At 46.8% G+C, this 16,631-nt stretch carries 15 protein-coding genes; 9 read left to right on the top strand and 6 right to left on the bottom strand.

The window, feature by feature from the left end:
* Window positions 1-24: 24 nt before the first annotated feature.
* The 3 genes from ABNS04_RS06705 to hexR form a co-directional block, all read right to left on the bottom strand.
* Complete coding sequence (locus tag ABNS04_RS06705) at window positions 25-2,661, bottom strand: glycoside hydrolase family 16 protein (RefSeq protein WP_272977496.1); 2,637 nt, start codon at window positions 2,659-2,661, stop codon at window positions 25-27.
* 87 nt (window positions 2,662-2,748) lie between these two features.
* Window positions 2,749-3,807: a type I glyceraldehyde-3-phosphate dehydrogenase gene (gap, locus tag ABNS04_RS06700; protein WP_272977497.1), complete on the bottom strand. Its 1,059-nt coding sequence runs from the start codon at window positions 3,805-3,807 to the stop codon at window positions 2,749-2,751.
* A gap of 12 nt (window positions 3,808-3,819) precedes the next feature.
* Window positions 3,820-4,680: a transcriptional regulator HexR gene (gene hexR / locus ABNS04_RS06695; RefSeq protein ID WP_006955416.1), complete on the bottom strand. Its 861-nt coding sequence runs from the start codon at window positions 4,678-4,680 to the stop codon at window positions 3,820-3,822.
* A gap of 128 nt (window positions 4,681-4,808) precedes the next feature.
* Here hexR and zwf point away from each other — a divergent pair, with 128 nt between their 5' ends.
* The 6 genes from zwf to ABNS04_RS06665 all read left to right on the top strand — a co-directional run bounded on the left by zwf (window position 4,809) and on the right by ABNS04_RS06665 (window position 11,216).
* Window positions 4,809-6,272: a glucose-6-phosphate dehydrogenase gene (zwf, locus tag ABNS04_RS06690; protein ID WP_272977498.1), complete on the top strand. Its 1,464-nt coding sequence runs from the start codon at window positions 4,809-4,811 to the stop codon at window positions 6,270-6,272.
* Window positions 6,265-6,969 (top strand): 6-phosphogluconolactonase, encoded by a 705-nt coding sequence (pgl, locus tag ABNS04_RS06685; protein WP_272977499.1) that lies wholly within the window; start codon window positions 6,265-6,267, stop codon window positions 6,967-6,969. Before zwf ends, pgl begins: the two co-directional genes overlap by 8 nt.
* A gap of 9 nt (window positions 6,970-6,978) precedes the next feature.
* Entirely contained in the window at window positions 6,979-8,802 is a 1,824-nt protein-coding gene (gene edd, locus ABNS04_RS06680) for a phosphogluconate dehydratase (protein ID WP_272977500.1), read from the top strand.
* Window positions 8,803-9,819 carry a glucokinase gene (gene glk, locus ABNS04_RS06675; RefSeq protein ID WP_272977501.1) on the top strand — a complete coding sequence of 339 codons (1,017 nt, stop codon included), beginning with the start codon at window positions 8,803-8,805 and terminating at the stop codon, window positions 9,817-9,819.
* An 8-nt stretch (window positions 9,820-9,827) separates the two neighbouring features.
* Complete coding sequence (locus ABNS04_RS06670) at window positions 9,828-10,388, top strand: bifunctional 4-hydroxy-2-oxoglutarate aldolase/2-dehydro-3-deoxy-phosphogluconate aldolase (RefSeq protein ID WP_272977502.1); 561 nt, start codon at window positions 9,828-9,830, stop codon at window positions 10,386-10,388.
* Window positions 10,389-10,514: 126 nt separating this feature from the next.
* Window positions 10,515-11,216, top strand: coding sequence for a dUTPase (locus ABNS04_RS06665; protein WP_272977503.1), 702 nt, complete (start codon window positions 10,515-10,517; stop codon window positions 11,214-11,216).
* 29 nt (window positions 11,217-11,245) lie between these two features.
* Here the strand turns inward: ABNS04_RS06665 and ABNS04_RS06660 are convergent, their stop codons facing one another.
* A complete protein-coding gene (locus ABNS04_RS06660; RefSeq protein ID WP_272977504.1) occupies window positions 11,246-12,088 on the bottom strand; it encodes a restriction endonuclease in 843 nt (280 codons plus the stop codon).
* A gap of 261 nt (window positions 12,089-12,349) precedes the next feature.
* Here ABNS04_RS06660 and ABNS04_RS06655 point away from each other — a divergent pair, with 261 nt between their 5' ends.
* The 3 genes from ABNS04_RS06655 (at window position 12,350) to ABNS04_RS06645 (ending at window position 14,258) form a co-directional block, all read left to right on the top strand.
* Window positions 12,350-13,534 carry a GGDEF domain-containing protein gene (locus tag ABNS04_RS06655; protein WP_272977506.1) on the top strand — a complete coding sequence of 395 codons (1,185 nt, stop codon included), beginning with the start codon at window positions 12,350-12,352 and terminating at the stop codon, window positions 13,532-13,534.
* A gap of 128 nt (window positions 13,535-13,662) precedes the next feature.
* A complete protein-coding gene (locus ABNS04_RS06650; RefSeq protein ID WP_006955407.1) occupies window positions 13,663-14,070 on the top strand; it encodes a hypothetical protein in 408 nt (135 codons plus the stop codon).
* A complete protein-coding gene (locus ABNS04_RS06645) occupies window positions 14,067-14,258 on the top strand; it encodes a helix-turn-helix transcriptional regulator (RefSeq protein WP_272977507.1) in 192 nt (63 codons plus the stop codon). The genes ABNS04_RS06650 and ABNS04_RS06645 overlap by 4 nt, the downstream gene beginning before the upstream one ends.
* A 44-nt stretch (window positions 14,259-14,302) precedes the next feature.
* On the opposite strand, the gene ABNS04_RS06640 is transcribed toward ABNS04_RS06645, so the two are convergent.
* Together ABNS04_RS06640 and ABNS04_RS06635 are read right to left on the bottom strand one after the other, a co-directional pair.
* Complete coding sequence (locus ABNS04_RS06640; protein WP_272977508.1) at window positions 14,303-15,301, bottom strand: NADP-dependent oxidoreductase; 999 nt, start codon at window positions 15,299-15,301, stop codon at window positions 14,303-14,305.
* Between the two features lie 782 nt (window positions 15,302-16,083).
* Window positions 16,084-16,251 carry a hypothetical protein gene (locus tag ABNS04_RS06635; RefSeq protein WP_272977509.1) on the bottom strand — a complete coding sequence of 56 codons (168 nt, stop codon included), beginning with the start codon at window positions 16,249-16,251 and terminating at the stop codon, window positions 16,084-16,086.
* Between the last annotated feature and the right edge of the window lie 380 nt (window positions 16,252-16,631).

Genomic DNA, 16,631 nt, shown 5'->3' with positions numbered 1-16,631 from the left:
ATCCATTTCTGTTTGTCGTACTGCTTAGAAGTTATCGATGACTAAGTTATCGACTTGATACTCAGCACCGAGCGACTGACCCCAGGTCGGGAAAATCATAATGGTTTTGATATCGCTAATATCTAAACCTGCGTCAAACAGTGATTGCAGGGTAAAGTTATATGTCGCCCATTCACCTGCTACTGGCTCTTCGCCGTAGTTACCGCTGGCCAGAGGCACTTCCACGAATATTTTGCTATCGCTCGATTCAACTTTAAATAACCACTGTGCGTCAGCACCTTCCGGCTGACTCATAACCCGAATATCAAAACTGATTGCACCGTTAGCTAACATCGCTGAAGCGTCAAAAGAAACCTCGTCCTTCGCTTGGAAACCAAGTACCGTATCAGGGGTACTTTGAATGACGAACTCAGTGACTTGTCCATGATCATCGCCACTATCGACGACGCCAGGTTTGGAACCGGCACAGCAATCAAACAGGTTCCAGTCTTCGTTCAAGGACTCTTCGAATATCGCCAAACCTTCTTGCCCAGCACTAGGATTATAAATGCGTGCCTCATCAACACGATAGACAGCGCCTTCACCGGTGTCCCAAGCAGGGTACATCATGACAACGTCAATGGCAGAGAGGTCAAAACCTTGATTGGCGATTTCTTGCAAACTAAAGGTATAGGTTTGCCATTCACCCACGACCGGCTCTGCGCCACCGCTACCCTCAGTGAGGTCAAGTTCAAGCGCTGATTTCGCGTTGTTGGATTCAATCTTGAATTTCCAAACAGCGTCAGGATTAGAGGGTGACTCGACGACTTTTAAATCGAACTGAACCACACCTTCGACCATTAGGGCGCTCGCATCAAACTTGATACCTGAATCTTCCGGTGGCTTAAAGCCCAATACTGCGGGTTCCGCGCCAACAGAAAACTCCGCGACATTGCCACGTTCTTCATCAGTAACAACAATGGGCGTCGTACCGCCACAACAGTCCCACATGGGCCAGTCAGGGTTTTCGCTGTCACCGAATAAAACCAGTTCAGGCGATGCCGCTTCTGGTGATACGATCTCGGCGTTAGTAACAAGGTATTCAGCACCATTACCCATATCCCATGTCGGGAAGATCATTAACACATCGATTGCTGAGGCTTCTTTTAAGCCGGCGTCGACCAATGCTTTAATTGGGAAGGTATAAGTTTGCCATTCGCCGACTGTTGGAGCGACACCTTCTTCGCTCGCAGTTAGCGGCAGTTGTCCTGCGTATTGACCGTCGTTGTTTTCAACTTTGAACAGCCATTCTGCGCCGCCGTTACTGGGTGGCGTTACCACTTTTAAGTCAAAGGTGAAATAGCCTGAATCGATGATTTGTGAAGCATCGTAAGGTTGTGGCGAAACGGTTTCGTCTTCAATAAATGCTTCGCGACTTACAAAGCCATTTACAGTCGGTGTTTCGTTGACCACAAACTTGTAAACATCACCTTTGTCGGCATCACTGATCAACTCGGGGGTTGAACCACCACAGCAATCCCATGCAGGCCACGCTGGATTAGGCGTGCCGTCAAAAATGGTTAACGTGTCGGGGATAGTTGTACTTGGAGGTACTGGAATAGGGGCTTTACCTGTGACAAGGGTTTCTTCGTCTTTATAACCCGCACGAACGGTTTCACAACCTTTACCCGTATCCGGGTTTTGTGAGCATTGGAATACGCGAATATAGTCGATTTCTAACGTTTGACCTTCTGCGAAAGCGCTTTCATCTATGCCCGTGTTATTCGTATTTTCTGGCCAGTCTCCGCCGACTGCAAGATTCATGATGAGGTAAAAACGTTGGTCAAATGGCTCAGGACCATAGGCAACTTCCAGCTCACCTGTACTCTGATTATAAAACTCGGTATACCAACCTTGATGATTCAAACCAATGGCTTCACCTTTGCTGTTATAGCGAACCGTGGATTCCATTTGAGTTGCATACAGATAATCGTCTACGTACCAACGAATTTCGCCTTCTTGCCATTCGATAGCATAGGTGTGGAAAGCATCTGCTGGATTACCTTCTACCGCGTATGACTTGCCCGAAGAATCGTTATCAGGCCATTCGCTACCATAATGAAGGGTACCGTGGACATTGTTCTCAACGTTACCTTCTTCGTCGGTCGTTTTGAGGTTAACGGCTTCGACAATATCGATTTCGCCAGATTTCGGCCAAGTACCATAGACTGAATCGGTTGGCATCATCCAGACTGCGGGCCAACTACCTTGCCCGGACGGCATTTTTGCACGTACTTCGATACGGCCGTACTTGAAGTCACCTTTCATTTTGCTGTTTAAACGTGCTGATGTATATGGTTTCTCAGCACCTTCTCCAGCGGGTAGGGCAACTATTTTCAAAGTATCGTCGGAAACATACGCATTGTCAGGACTGTCGGTGTAGCATTGTTGCTCATTATTGCCGCCACCTTGGCAGTTGACTTCAAAGTTCCATTTACGTTCGTCAATACTGTTACCGTCGAACTCGTCACTCCAAACAAGTTCCCAGTCCTCAACGGGAGCAGTAGTATCAATTTGGGTGTAGTCAGTGTTGGTTTCGACACTGTCGCCACCACACCCCACTAAGCCGAGCGCTACGAGCGCTGCGGCAATAGGGCGTAATTTTGTTGTTATCGGGTTCATAATTGAATTCCTGATTCATCGTTCTTGTTGTACGGCTGCGTAGAAAATGTAAGCGCTTTCACAAATTAGAACAAAAAATTAACAACGTCAATGTGTGGTATTAACTTCTTGTTTAGAATTTGTGACAACCTTTTTGGACGCCGCATTCATCAGAGCTATTGTATTATCAAGCATACGATTACTAAAGCCCCACTCATTGTCGTACCACGCCATCACTTTAACTAACCGTCCATTGACCCGAGTTTGGCGCGCATCAAAAATACTCGAATGATCATTATGATTGTAGTCAGAGGAGACCAAAGGTAACTCGTTGATCGCCAAGACCTGGCTCATAGGCGCTTGGTTTGTAGCGGCTTTAACGATAGCGTTCACCTCTTCTACGGTTGTATCACGTGCTGCGATAAAGTTGAGGTCCACTAAAGACACATTCGGGGTCGGGACACGCACAGCCAAACCATCAAAACGACCCTGTAACTCGGGAATAACGAGTCCAACCGCGGCAGCTGCGCCTGTTTTTGAGGGAATCATGTTTTGTGCAGCTGCTCGGGCACGTTGTAAGTCGCTGTGATAGGAGTCAGTTAAGCGCTGATCGTTAGTGTATGCATGCACGGTGGTCATCAAACCGGACTCAATACCCAGGGATTCGTGCAGTATTTTCGCCACCGGTGCCAAACAGTTAGTTGTGCAGGAGGCGTTCGAAATAATATCCATGTCTGCTGTTAGTATTTCATCATTAACACCGAACACGACGGTCGCATCAACGTTTTTGCCTGGTGCAGAGATAATTACTTTTTTTGCGCCAGCATCAATGTGTGCTTTGGCTTTATCGCGTTCCGTGAATAAGCCTGTACATTCTAGTACAACATCAATGTTTAGTGCCTGCCAGGGTAGCTGGCTCGGATCACGCTCAGCGTAAACACTGACAGTATGGTTATCTATCGACAAGCTATCGATGCCAGCTTGCACTTGCGCAGCAAATCGACCGTGCACCGTGTCAAATTGAAGCAGATGTGCAAGTACATCGGGTGAGCCAAGGTCGTTAATCGCGACGAGCTCGATATGGTCAGTCAGACCTCGTTCATAAAGAGCGCGTACAATATTTTTTCCGATTCGTCCAAAACCATTAATTGCTATACGAATGGGCATAACTACTCCTAACTATTCTTTTGTTGTGGTTTGTTTGCTGTAACGGGAGCCCTTGAGACCCTCTTTTACACGCGCGAGTTTTTCTCTAAATTTAGGGCCTCGTTGCAATGTGTAACCGGCAATGATCGCGTCAATGAGTACCAACTGAGCGATACGAGAGGCCATTGGCATATATTGGTCGGTATCTTCGGGCACGTTTGTCGACACAGTAAATTGACAGTTTTCGGATAGCGGGCTATTCGGTGCCGTTATACCGATGACCGTTGCCTTGTTGTTGTGTGCTATGGCGGCTATTTCACAGAGTGCCTTGGTGCGGCCCGTGTGGCTTATGCAAACAAGGACGTCATTAGGTTCGCTATTAATAGCCCACATACGTTGGACCAGTGGATCATCTGAAAACACCGATGGCGTATCAAATCGGGCAAATTTGTTCTGTGCGTCGTGGGCGACAGAGGCGGACGCACCGAAACCAAAAAATGCGATTTTTCGAGCACTCACCATGGCTTCAACGGTGGCAGCAATAGGGCGGCTATCCAGCGACTGCCGCGCAATACTCAACGCATTTAATGTTGAGTCAAAAATCTTCTGTGTGATTTGATCAACATTGTCGTTCTCTTCGATATCGCGGTTCACGTACGGCGTACCTTGCGCCAGACTTTGTGCTAGCTGTAACTTAAAGTCAGGATAGCCTTTGCATCCCAAGCGACGACAAAATCGATTGACGGTCGGTTCACTGACACCCGCCAGAGCCGCCAAACTGGCAATGCTTCGGTGGATGGCCTGCTCGGGCTCATGCAAAATCAGCGCAGCCACTTTGCGTTCAGACTTGCTGAACTGACTCTGCTCTGACGAGATACGGTTAATCAAATCCATATGTTTTACGACTCATTATGTAATTTAGTTACGAAATTATTTGTTATATTGACAAAGTTATCACCCTTAAACTAGTCTAAATGTAGTAAAGTTACAAAAACAAGCAACTAAAATTAATCGAGGCATGCATGACAGACAGTTTGCAACGCAGTGATTTAGTGTTATTCGGGGTGCTGGGTGACCTGTCACGGCGCAAATTAATTCCTGCACTTTTTCAATTAGATCGCAGTGGGTTATTGCATCAAGAGAGTAAAATTATTGGTGTCGCCAGAGAGGAATTAAGTGCCAGCCAGTTTGAAGAGCGCGTTAAGGAAACGCTGCAAACGTTTGTGTCTAGTGATGAATTAGTTGACGATGTGTTGGCACGTTTTTGTAAGCGCTTTCATTATGTTGAAATGGATTTTTCTCAAGATGAAGCTTACCAAGCACTCAAAGCCTCGACCTCCGACGAGGTCGATCGCGTGTTTTATCTCGCTACGCCACCTAGTCTGTATGCCACGATTTGCGCCGGCTTAAGCCGCCAGTCACTGATTCATGACAGTACGCGGGTTATTCTGGAAAAACCTATCGGTCACAATTTAGCTTCTTCACAAACGATTAACCAAGCGGTGGCGCAGTACTTTCAAGAGAGTCAAATCTATCGAATCGACCATTACCTCGGTAAAGAAACCGTATTAAATTTGCTCGCGCTACGTTTTGCCAATGCACTATTTGCTTCCAACTGGGACAACTCGGCTATTGACCATATTCAGATTACGGCTGCCGAGAAAGTGGGTGTCGAAGGGCGTTGGAGCTATTACGATGACGCGGGTCAGTTACGTGACATGGTGCAGAATCATCTACTGCAAGTGCTCTCGCTCATAGCAATGGAGCCACCCTCTCGGCTTGATGCAGAGAGTATTCGTGAGGAGAAGTTAAAGGTCTTGAAAGCTCTACGACCGATTGATACGTCAAACTGCAAAGATGTTTCGGTACGAGGTCAGTATCAAGGTGGTTTTATCGGTGAGCAAAAAGTACCGGGTTATTTGCAGGAAGAGGGCGCTCGCGAGAATAGCGATACAGAAACCTTTGTCGCCCTAAAAGTCAATATTGATAACTGGCGTTGGTCAGGCGTTCCATTCTATTTGCGTACAGGCAAGCGCATGCCAGAAAAACGCAGTGAAGTCGTCATTACATTTAAGAAACAGCCTCACAACATCTTTAGCGATACAACCGCAGATTTACAGCCCAACAAATTGGTTATTCGCCTCCAACCCGACGAAGGTGTGGAAGTGCAAATGTTGAATAAGATCCCGGGCCTTGGCAAACAAATGCACCTAAAGGCGACCACACTGGATTTAAGTTTTGATGAAACGTTCGAGAAAAAGCGTATTGCCGATGCTTATGAGCGACTCATGCTCGAGGCAATGCAGGGTAACCAATACCTATTTGTGCACCGTGACGAGGTCGAGTATGCATGGCGTTGGGTCGATGGCATTCTCGCTGCATGGGAACAAAACGAACAACCACCAAAACCTTATCACGCAGGCACCTGGGGACCTGTATCCGCCGTTTCTTTATTAGCGCATGACGGAAGACAGTGGGATGAATAAAATAGAGGGAATCAACGTGAATACTTTTGATAGTAATCAGGCATTATCGAGTTCATTGAGTAAACGTATCGCAGAACTTCTTTCACACGCGATTGAAGAAAAGGGCGAAGCGACCTTAGTGGTATCCGGTGGACGCACACCGAAACCTTTATTTGCTGAGCTTAATGAACAGTCTATTGATTGGTCAAAGGTCACTATATTGTTGGCTGACGAACGCTGGGTGCTACCCGATTCAGACGACAGTAATGATAAGCTGATAAAAACCTGCTTGTTAAAAAATAAAGCGGCGGCTGCTAAGTACGTTAGCCTGTTTACAGGCCATGATCACGCTGAAAATGCTGCTAAAGCATTAGAAACCAGAATAGCGAGTTTACCCACATTTGACGTGGTAGTGTTGGGCATGGGTAACGACGGGCACACCGCTTCACTCTTTCCATGTTGCGAGCAACTTGAAGCTGGGTTAACTCAGCCGCAGGCACTGATTGCGACGCAGCCAACAACGGCACCTTATACACGACTGAGTTTAACCAAACAGCGCCTGTTGAACAGTCATAATGTGTTTTTCCACATTACGGGCGATGATAAATGGTCGGTATTGCAAACAGCGCTTGAGCAACCTGATCCGAAAAAATATCCGATTAGTGATTTTGTTCACGCGGGAACAACGCCTATTAATGTTTACTATTCAGCCGCGTAAGAGGTGCTTATGAATCCGGTAGTAGAACGCGTAACGCAGCGTATTGAAGCGCGCAGCGAAGCAACACGTCACGCATATCAGGAGCGCATGAAACATGCGCGGCGCAAAGGTCCGCATCGTAGCGCTTTGTCATGCGGTAATTTAGCGCATGGATTTGCTGCTTGTGGGCAATCGGACAAAAGTGAGCTGCGCAGCTTGACGAAAGCTAATATTGGTATCGTGACAGCGTATAACGATATGCTATCAGCTCACCAGCCTTACCATGATTATCCGGAAAAGCTAAAAAAGGCGATTCGTGATGTTGGCAGCGTCGCACAAGTCGCAGGCGGTGTGCCCGCTATGTGTGACGGGGTTACGCAAGGACAACCGGGCATGGAGTTGAGCCTACTGAGTCGCGACGTCATTGCCATGGCAACCGCAGTGAGTTTGTCACACAACATGTTTGATGGCGGCTTGATGCTTGGCATTTGCGATAAGATCGTACCCGGTCTTTTGATCGCTGCATTGAGCTTTGGTCATATGCCATTTATTTTCGTACCTGCCGGTCCCATGCCGTCGGGTATTTCTAATAAAGAAAAGGCGCGTATCCGCGAGCTGTATGCGGAAGGTAAAGTTGATAAGGAACAGTTACTTGACGCTGAATCTGCATCTTATCACTCGGCGGGAACGTGCACGTTTTACGGCACCGCCAACTCGAATCAGCTGGTCATTGAGATGATGGGGTTGCACCTGCCCGGCGCGTCGTTCGTGAATCCTGGCAGTGAACTGCGTGAGCAATTGACTCGTGCCGCTGCGCAGCACGTCACGCGTATCACCGATCTGGGAGCCGATTATCGGCCTATCGGCGAAATTGTGACGGCTAAGACTATTGTAAACGGGATCATTGGTCTGTTGGCAACAGGCGGCTCGACCAACCACACCATGCACCTTGTAGCGGTAGCAAAAGCCGCAGGTTATCAAGTCGATTGGAATGATTTCGCTGAATTATCCTCGGTTACGCCGTTATTGACCCGAATATATCCCAATGGACAAGCGGATATTAATCACTTTCAACGCGCCGGCGGTATGCCGTTCTTAATTCGTGAACTATTGCGAGCCGGTTTATTACATAACGACGTTGAGACGGTTGTCGGCCACGGGCTCGACAAATATCAGCAGCGCCCAACGCTCACCGAAGAAGGGCAACTGACCTGGGTCGATATTGCTGAAGAATCGCTCGACGAAGACGTTTTACGACCGCACACCCAAGCATTCAATAAGCATGGAGGCTTAGAGGTCCTGTCTGGTAACTTGGGTCGTGCGGTCATCAAAACATCCTCTCTACCTGAGGGCATCAAACCGATCACTGCACCGGCAGTGGTGTTTACCAGCCAGCATGAACTGGTTGATGCATTCAAAGCGGATAAGCTCAACAAAGATTGTGTAGTCGTTGTGCGTTATCAAGGACCCAAAGCTAACGGTATGCCTGAGCTGCATAAGCTAACGCCATCACTGAGTGTTCTACAAAAGCGCGGTTACCACGTGGCTTTAGTCACGGATGGGCGTATGTCAGGCGCATCAGGGACAGTGCCTGCGGCTATCCACGTAACGCCTGAAGCGGTCGATGGAGGGGTGATCGCGAAGATCAAGGATGGTGACTTGGTTAGCGTTGACTTTGAAAATGCCCGTTTAGAGGTCCTTGTTGACGAGAATGAACTCAATGCGCGTGATATAGTCGCGCCAGATTTATCAGAATATCAATTTGGCATGGGACGAGAGTTGTTTGGCAACTTTCGAGCTAATTTGAGTGGCGCTGAGTCAGGCGCATCCGTGCTCTTTAGGGAAGATCAGTAAATGGTAAATGACTCACAACTCGACCTAAGCACGGAATTTGCCGTGGTCGCAGATATTGGTGGTACCAATGCGCGTTTCGGTCGTATCAACTTAAAAACCTTTGAACTCGATCGCATACAAGTGTTTCCTTGTGCGGATTATTTGAATCTAACCGATGCGCTCATTGCTTATCGTGAGCAACAAGACGTTGCGTTAGAACATGTAGCGATTGCCATTGCTTGTCCGGCAGAGGGTGACTCGATTCAAATGACTAACCACCACTGGCAGTTTTCCGTGCGTGGTACGCGTGAAGCACTGGGATTAACCAGTTTTATCGTATTAAACGATTTTGCGGCCGCTGCGATGAGCTTGCTGACACTCGATAAAAGCGAGATGAAGAAAATCGGCGGCGGTAAAAAGGTGGAAACGGCTCCCTGTGCTGTACTTGGCGCAGGTACCGGTCTCGGTGTGGGACATTTGGTGCACATGCCTAACGGTGATGTAATGCCGTTGCCGGGTGAGGGCGGGCATGCGGATTGGGCGCCACTTAACGAAAAGGAATGGGCGATTCACGAATTTCTGGCACGTCGTTTTGATGGTCGGGTATCAGCAGAACGTCTTCTTTCCGGCCCCGGCATTGAAAACCTTTATCAAGCCATTGCGCACTACCACGACAGAGCAGTACCGCCGTTGCGCGCGAAGACAATTGGAGCGCGCGCTTTAACTAACTGCGATGCGATAGCGACAGAGACCGTCAATCAGTTTTTTGCCAGCCTGGGTAGTTTTGCAGGCAACCTTGCGCTCACCCTTAACACTCGCGGCGGTGTGTATATCGCAGGAGGCGTGGTACCCAAACTACTGCCACTCATGGCCGCTTCCGAATTTAGAACACGATTTGAACAAAAAGGTCGTTTCTGTAATTTAGCCGAGTCGATTCCCTGTTATGTGATAACCGCCGAACATGCGGGCATGCGCGGCGTGGCACAGTACTTAAAACAAACATTGCGTAAAGCACCAGCGACAGCTGATATCGATTGAGGACTCTGATGAACTATTCTGCTAACGATATTCTTAATGCGTCGAGCGTTATACCTGTGATTGTCATTGATGACATTCAACAGGCTGTGCCGCTCGGGAGAACACTCTGTAAGCAAGGCTTTAAAGTGTTGGAAGTAACCTTAAGGACGCCCGCTGCGTTACACGCGATTGAGGAAATGCGCCGCGAGCTCCCCGATGCTATTGTTGGCGCGGGTACCGTTACAAACATCACTCAGCTGACCCAAGTGCAAACGGCCGGTGCACAATTTGCGATAAGTCCAGGTGCCACGCCCGCTTTATTAGAGGCAGGCAAGGGCGCTGATATTCCATTGATTCCCGGCATTGCAACCGTATCCGAATTAATGATGGGGATCGAGTACGGCTATGATCGGTTTAAGTTGTTCCCGGCTGAAGCCGTTGGCGGCGTAAAATTATTGAAATCGATTCATGGACCGTTCCCTGACATTCGCTTTTGCCCCACAGGCGGTATCAACGAGAGCAATTACCAAGACTACCTCGCGTTACCTAACGTAAGTTGCGTGGGTGGCTCATGGATCATGCCTAAGTAATGTTGCAACTGGGTTATCTGTATTCCAGGTAACCCACATCTATTGACCCTTCCTATTGCATGGGCAACCTACGAACCGCTACTATAAGGTACGCTTTTGCCCTATTCGTCAACCAAGGACGTATTCATGCCCGCCGATACTCAATTAACGGTCAAACAAGCCCAACAAATTGCTAAGTTACAGACTCAATTTAATCAGGGCCTCGATGCACACTGGCCGATAGCGCCAAAACTGGCCCGTGATGATTTCGCGGCTGTCATTGTGGAGCTTGGTGAACGCTATGAACACCTTGGCTACAAGTGGTGGAAAAAGCAAACCGTCGACCACGCCCAAGCCAATATGGAGTTGATTGATGTGCTGCACTTCGCGGTGTCTGACGTTATCGAAATTTTGGTAGAAGATGACAGTGCCAGTCCAGTTGAGACAGCCGCACTTAAGCTCGCTGAAGCGAGTATTCGCGCACATGCTGATGAAGCTCGAGACGCCCGGTGGTTGTTGCGTCAAACTGCGTTAGAAGGACGCCCAGACTTAAACCGTCCGTTGTGCTTTGGTAATGAATCATTGACGCAACTATTTAGCATGTTATATCAAGCCTACGGTAGTGCGGAAGCTGTTTATATCAGTTACGTAGGGAAAAATGCGCTGAATCATGTACGCCAACAACGGGGCTATAGAGAGGGCAGTTACATTAAGATGTGGCGAGAGGAGGAGGATAACCAAGTGATGATGCGTTTGCTACTCGACAGTGCTGACATCCTGAAGAGTGATTCACCGCTTGACGATGCAATATCCCTTTTACTCAATTACTATGACACCCATGTTGCGTAGGCCGCGCATCATACGCGATTAACCCAGCACTATGGGCGCGTGCCATAACATTTTGGAAACCGCTTGCAACCCCAAAAAGATTCGCCCCTATTGGGTCCACGACGGGCTATGCGTTTTACCATAGGCCCTTCACACTTGGGGCAAACCTGTGTGGTTGGGCGTGTGTTTGGGCTTGGGGGAAATCTAACAGCGGCTTTTTCGCGTTGTCGCACAAATCGATGGAAGGTTTCGCCATTGATAATATGTATGGGTTTTCCCTTTGCGAAAATGTGCGCGTCATGCGTCAGCTCGCCAGACGTTACGATAAAGCCACCAGCGGCGCCTTCTGCTATGACAACACCGAATAGTTCCCTTACGACTGAAACAGGTACTTTACGATATTTCCACTGTTTACATTGCACCAAATACAACTGACCGTTTCGTTCGATCCTTAAATCAATTCCACCATCGGGTCCAGTAGGTGTTGGCTTCACATGATAGCCCTCGCGGCTAAAAAATTCGCCAACGAGTTGCTCAAAATGCTCCCAATCCACGGTTTTTAATACGGCAGGCTCGGACGATTGGATAACACGTTCATAGCGTTGTTGGTTCGATAAAGCGTTTATTAATGAAACGATACTGGCCAAAACGAGAAGTGCAGGGAGCGCAAATTGCAATAGAGGTAACAGCAGTTGCCCCATGAAGTGGGCCATATAAGCGGTCATGCTGGTGGGATCATTAATGTCTATTTCAACGGTACCCCATGTATGCGACTGAACAATGAGATTGATACTAAAGTAGGTAATGGGGGCAAGAAAAAGACTGATATACCAAGGCCAAGTTGAGAATAAGTCGAGCAACCCCTCGATTAATGATTTACTTCTACGCGGCATCACGGCTCCTCGCTACCGTTAACTCAACGCCTACCGAACTCACATTGCAGATAACATACAAGCGAATCGCTATGACATTTAAAGGATACTTATTTTTAACATTGTGCTATGAATATATATTTGTGTCGCACTTAAATCAATAGATTCGTCATGTGCCGTGTCTATTTTCTCGGCTTGAGCGTATTTTATTTGTTAAACAGTTCTGCGTGAATTACGATATCGGTGCTCATCATCATAACTTATGTACAAGGACTTTCTCGCTTGTCATTACAACAAAAATACAATGACATTAATTGGCTAACGGGGCAGTTTAGGGATTCACGGCTCGAAGCAAGCTATCGCGACTCGATAAAATTACGGGTTAGGCATGACTCTCGCTTAGCACTGATGCTGGTTTCCCTTATTTTCGCGATGTTTGCTGTCACCGACTATAATCTGCTCGGTCATTCAACTGATTTTTTTACCTTAATATCGATGCGAGCGGTCGTGGTTTCAAGTTGTGTCGTGTTGGCATTAATTCTTGGACGGGTTGGTAACTTTTCTCGAAAACCACTTCTTCATGCCTTGCCGTTATGGGTTCTTGCCGCGGGTATTATCTCGATCGTGCCTTTAAGACCCGAAAGCCTTTATACTCAAATTACGGCGGTTGTTGTCGCCATCATGGCGTTTTACCTACTCATTCCAAGTTTATTAACCATTGCCAGTTGGGCGAGTGGATTTCTCAGTGTTGGATTTATAGTAGCTTCAGTAGCTTATGCCGAGGTCTCCGTACCAACTGCCACGCGTCTCGTTCTTCTTCTTATCATGGCTAATATTGTCGGTTATTGCGCGTTGTTAAGACTTGAAATACTCCAACGTAAGCAGTTTTCTTTATTAAATGAAGAGCGCGACCAGAATTTAGCCTTGCAACGAGAAGTAGAACACCGAAAGTCTCTCGAAGCACAGTTAAGAAGATTAGCCGAACGGGATACCTTAACCGAGCTTGATACGCGCAGTCATTTCATTAAACGTGCTGAAGCTTTATTAGAAAGAGCTTTACGCGAAAACACGGCATTTTGCTTACTTATGATAGATGTCGATCACTTCAAGCAAATTAATGATACTTGGGGTCATACGCGGGGTGATGAGGTACTTAAGCAGGTTGCTAAAACCATTCGTCAATCGCTTCGACGTGTCGATGTGGTGGGTCGTTTTGGTGGTGAAGAGTTTATCGTGGCGATGCCGAACACGCACCATAAAGAGGCGGTCAAGTTAGCTCAGCGATTAACCGCTAATGTTAACGCAATCGAGTTACCATCTCCCTTAAATCAAGTTTCGGTCAGTATCACCGTCGGTATCGCAATGAAAAGCAATGAGCGCAGCTTGGATCTGCTCATTCAGCGCGCTGATGAGATGCTTTACAAAGGAAAGCGAAACGGTCGAAACCGAGTTGAGTTGGCGCGCTGAGGAACTCACCAGCAATTACTCATTAGCCATGTCAAATAAACTTGACTTTATTCTTTGTGCGGCTACTATGGTAAAGTGTATTTTACATTATGACGTGTTTTATTTACTTTACTAAATGGAGAACAAAAATGACTGAACGTAACGAGTGGCAGCAACAGCAGTGCCGATCGAATAAATTACTGGCGGTTTGGACAGGGTTATGGGTACTTACGTTGGCGCTGGCGAGCTTCGGACCTAAGCAATGGTGGGACAGTTCGACAATGACTTATGTAGCTAGCGTAGTAAACATCATTATGGGTGCTGCCATGATATGGGCGAACAAACGTCACTTAGACCATCAAGACGAGCTGCAACGAAAGGTTCAGCTAGAGGCGATGAGTTTAGCGCTTGGCATCAGTGTGGTTTTAGGCCTTGCGGCGACATCGCTAACGCAAAATAGCTTGTTGGGCTTTGATTTTGAGATTTCACACTTGATGATGGTTCTCGGCGTCACTTATATTGTTGCGCTTTTATTAGGGATGAGGAAATACCGATGAAAAACCGACTCAAAGTGTTAAGAGCTGAGAGAAACTGGACTCAGAATGATCTTGCGCAGGCATTGTCGGTTTCACGTCAAACAATCAATGCGATTGAAACAGGAAAGTTTGATCCGAGCTTACCGCTAGCATTTAAAATTGCCAAGGTATTCCAATGCACTATTGAAGACATTTTTTCTGACGACTAGTGGGTAAAATGCCACTTGCGTATACAACGCAAGTGGCTCAGTTATTAGAGTTTGACCAATAATTTACCTTGGTTCTCACCACTTAGAAACATGTTAAGTCCTTCAATCGCCGACTCTAAGCCTTCAAGTACGTGAGCCCGATATTTGATATCCCCATTTGCCACGTAAGGCGTTAATTGTTTCAGTAAGGTGGGGATTTGATCAAAATGATCCGGCATCGTGAAGCCCTGAATTGTCAGTCGCTTCTTGATGATTGGAATCCAGCTCGGTCCAGGGCTTGGTTGCTCTTTATCGTAATCCGCAATCATGCCACAGACAACAATGCGTCCATGTGCATTCATGCGTCCCATGACCGCATGTTGAATCGGACCGCCGGTATTCTCAAAATAGAGGTCAATGCCATTTGGCGTTAATTCAGCTAACTTGGCGGGAATGTCATCAGTCTTGTAGTTGACTGCGCCGTCAAACCCAAGTTCGTTAACAATCCACTCTGCTTTTTCGTCTGAACCGACTACGCCAATAACCGAGAGGCCATCGGCTTTCGCCATTTGACCAACGATCGAGCCGACGGAACCGGCTGCGCCTGTGACTACCAACGTTTCACCTTGTTTGGGTTTCCCCACGTTTAATAGACCTTGTGTTGCGGTAAGGCCGGGAAGAGCAAACACCGAAAGCACCATTTCATCGGGCGCATCTGTTTGCACTTTATTAATTCCTTGACCATCGCTGAGCGCATACTCCTGCCAGCCCATCATTCCCATGACGCGATCGCCTTCGGCAAAATCGGGGTGTTTACTTGCAACGACTTCACCGACACCTGAACTGCGCATCACAGAGCCGAGTTCAACCGGTGGAATATAACTTTCTTTGTCTGGGCTCATCCAGCCAAACATGGCGGGATCCAATGACATGTGGGTTTGTTTAATCAGTATTTGACCGTCGTCGACGCTGGGACGATCGAGTTCAACGATCTCGAAAATATCCTTGGAGACAGGACCAGGCTGAGGACGTTTGACTAGTTTAATTGCTTTATATTGGCTCATGAAGTTCCTCGCTACAGGTAAGTGTACTGACGATGCAGATTAACTATATGCGAAACTTACGAATAGAGCAACTTGAGCGGATCAGAGGGTATAAAAATAAAAATTGTTAAATTTAAGGAAGTGGTGCGTCCGAGTAGACTCGAACTACCGACCTCTGCCATGTCAAGGCAGTTACGGGTATATCACTTTAATTCTTACTAATCTACATTAATATACACCCCTTGTAAATATTGGCTTTTAGTCAAATTTCTGCAATGAGCAATTTAAGTACATAGAGGTAAATCAGGGTGGTCAATTTAATCTATGGTCACAAAAAATATGTACTAAATTGGTCATTATTAAGGCCGGAAACGCTGTCTCAGATGAATCTTTATGCAGTTTTAGCCAACCCTTGCGCGTGTCATAAAGCTGGTTATAACCATTCATAATGTCCTGTGCATCACCTGCTGATTTCCATTGACTCGCCTTACACTCTGTTACTAACTCTGCTGGCTTGAAGCATGTCGGTGATGACCAAAAGCTGGGTGCTCACCAACTGAAATATTTGGAGCTCAAATATGGCGGTTTATTGCTGTTGGAGGACATTAGAAAACTAAAAGAAAATAACGCTATCAATAAAAGCGACGGCCTCTTTGTCATCAAGGTCAGTCCTGGTTATTATCAGATTTACGTTCGTTATAAAACAAAGAGTATGCTGTGAATGATATTGATAGGACTGGAGCTAAAGCAAACGCAAAAGTTGCTACAATATCTGATATCTGAAAACTCCTGTTTGTCGTTGATTAACGTTTGCTCTCTCCCTCGACCAAAGAACCGTTAAGCCAGCGTTTGTCTTCAACGCTTAAAACAAAGTCATACTTAGAGCTTTTGGATAGCAGTTGATCGAGGCTGTACTCTTTAGTCGTCTTTTTTTGACTTAGTTTTCCCAGTGGCTTCTTTTTACATTTCATCTGCCTAACCTTTTCGTGTTGCTTGGATCAGTTCTGACTCATCTGTATGACTGGTAAACTCGTTTCTCAAAAGCAGATGGACATGCTCCTTATATTAAGCTCAAACTCTTTCTTTGCATGAATAACTAGTTTGGCTTGTCATCTCTTACGAAGCGAATACTGGTAGGTGCTATGGTAAAAATTGTTCGTAACTGTCAGCGCCAAAATTCCAAGTGGCCTGCATTTCTAATTATGATATAACGCCGATAATTTAGCAAAAATAAATGGTCATATGCTAGTTTTAGAGACGTTAAATTTACTTAATGATTTTTGCATTAGATAAAGGAGTGTAGTGGTCAACAAAACCCGGACACCTTTTTAGCTAATTTCTCTGCTTTTGC

It is taken from the genome of uncultured Idiomarina sp. (genome assembly GCF_964010655.1).
GTDB lineage: Bacteria > Pseudomonadota > Gammaproteobacteria > Enterobacterales > Alteromonadaceae > Idiomarina > Idiomarina baltica.
The sequence above is the reverse complement of the archived record's forward strand: the minus strand, read 5'-3'. Positions and strand labels throughout refer to the sequence as shown.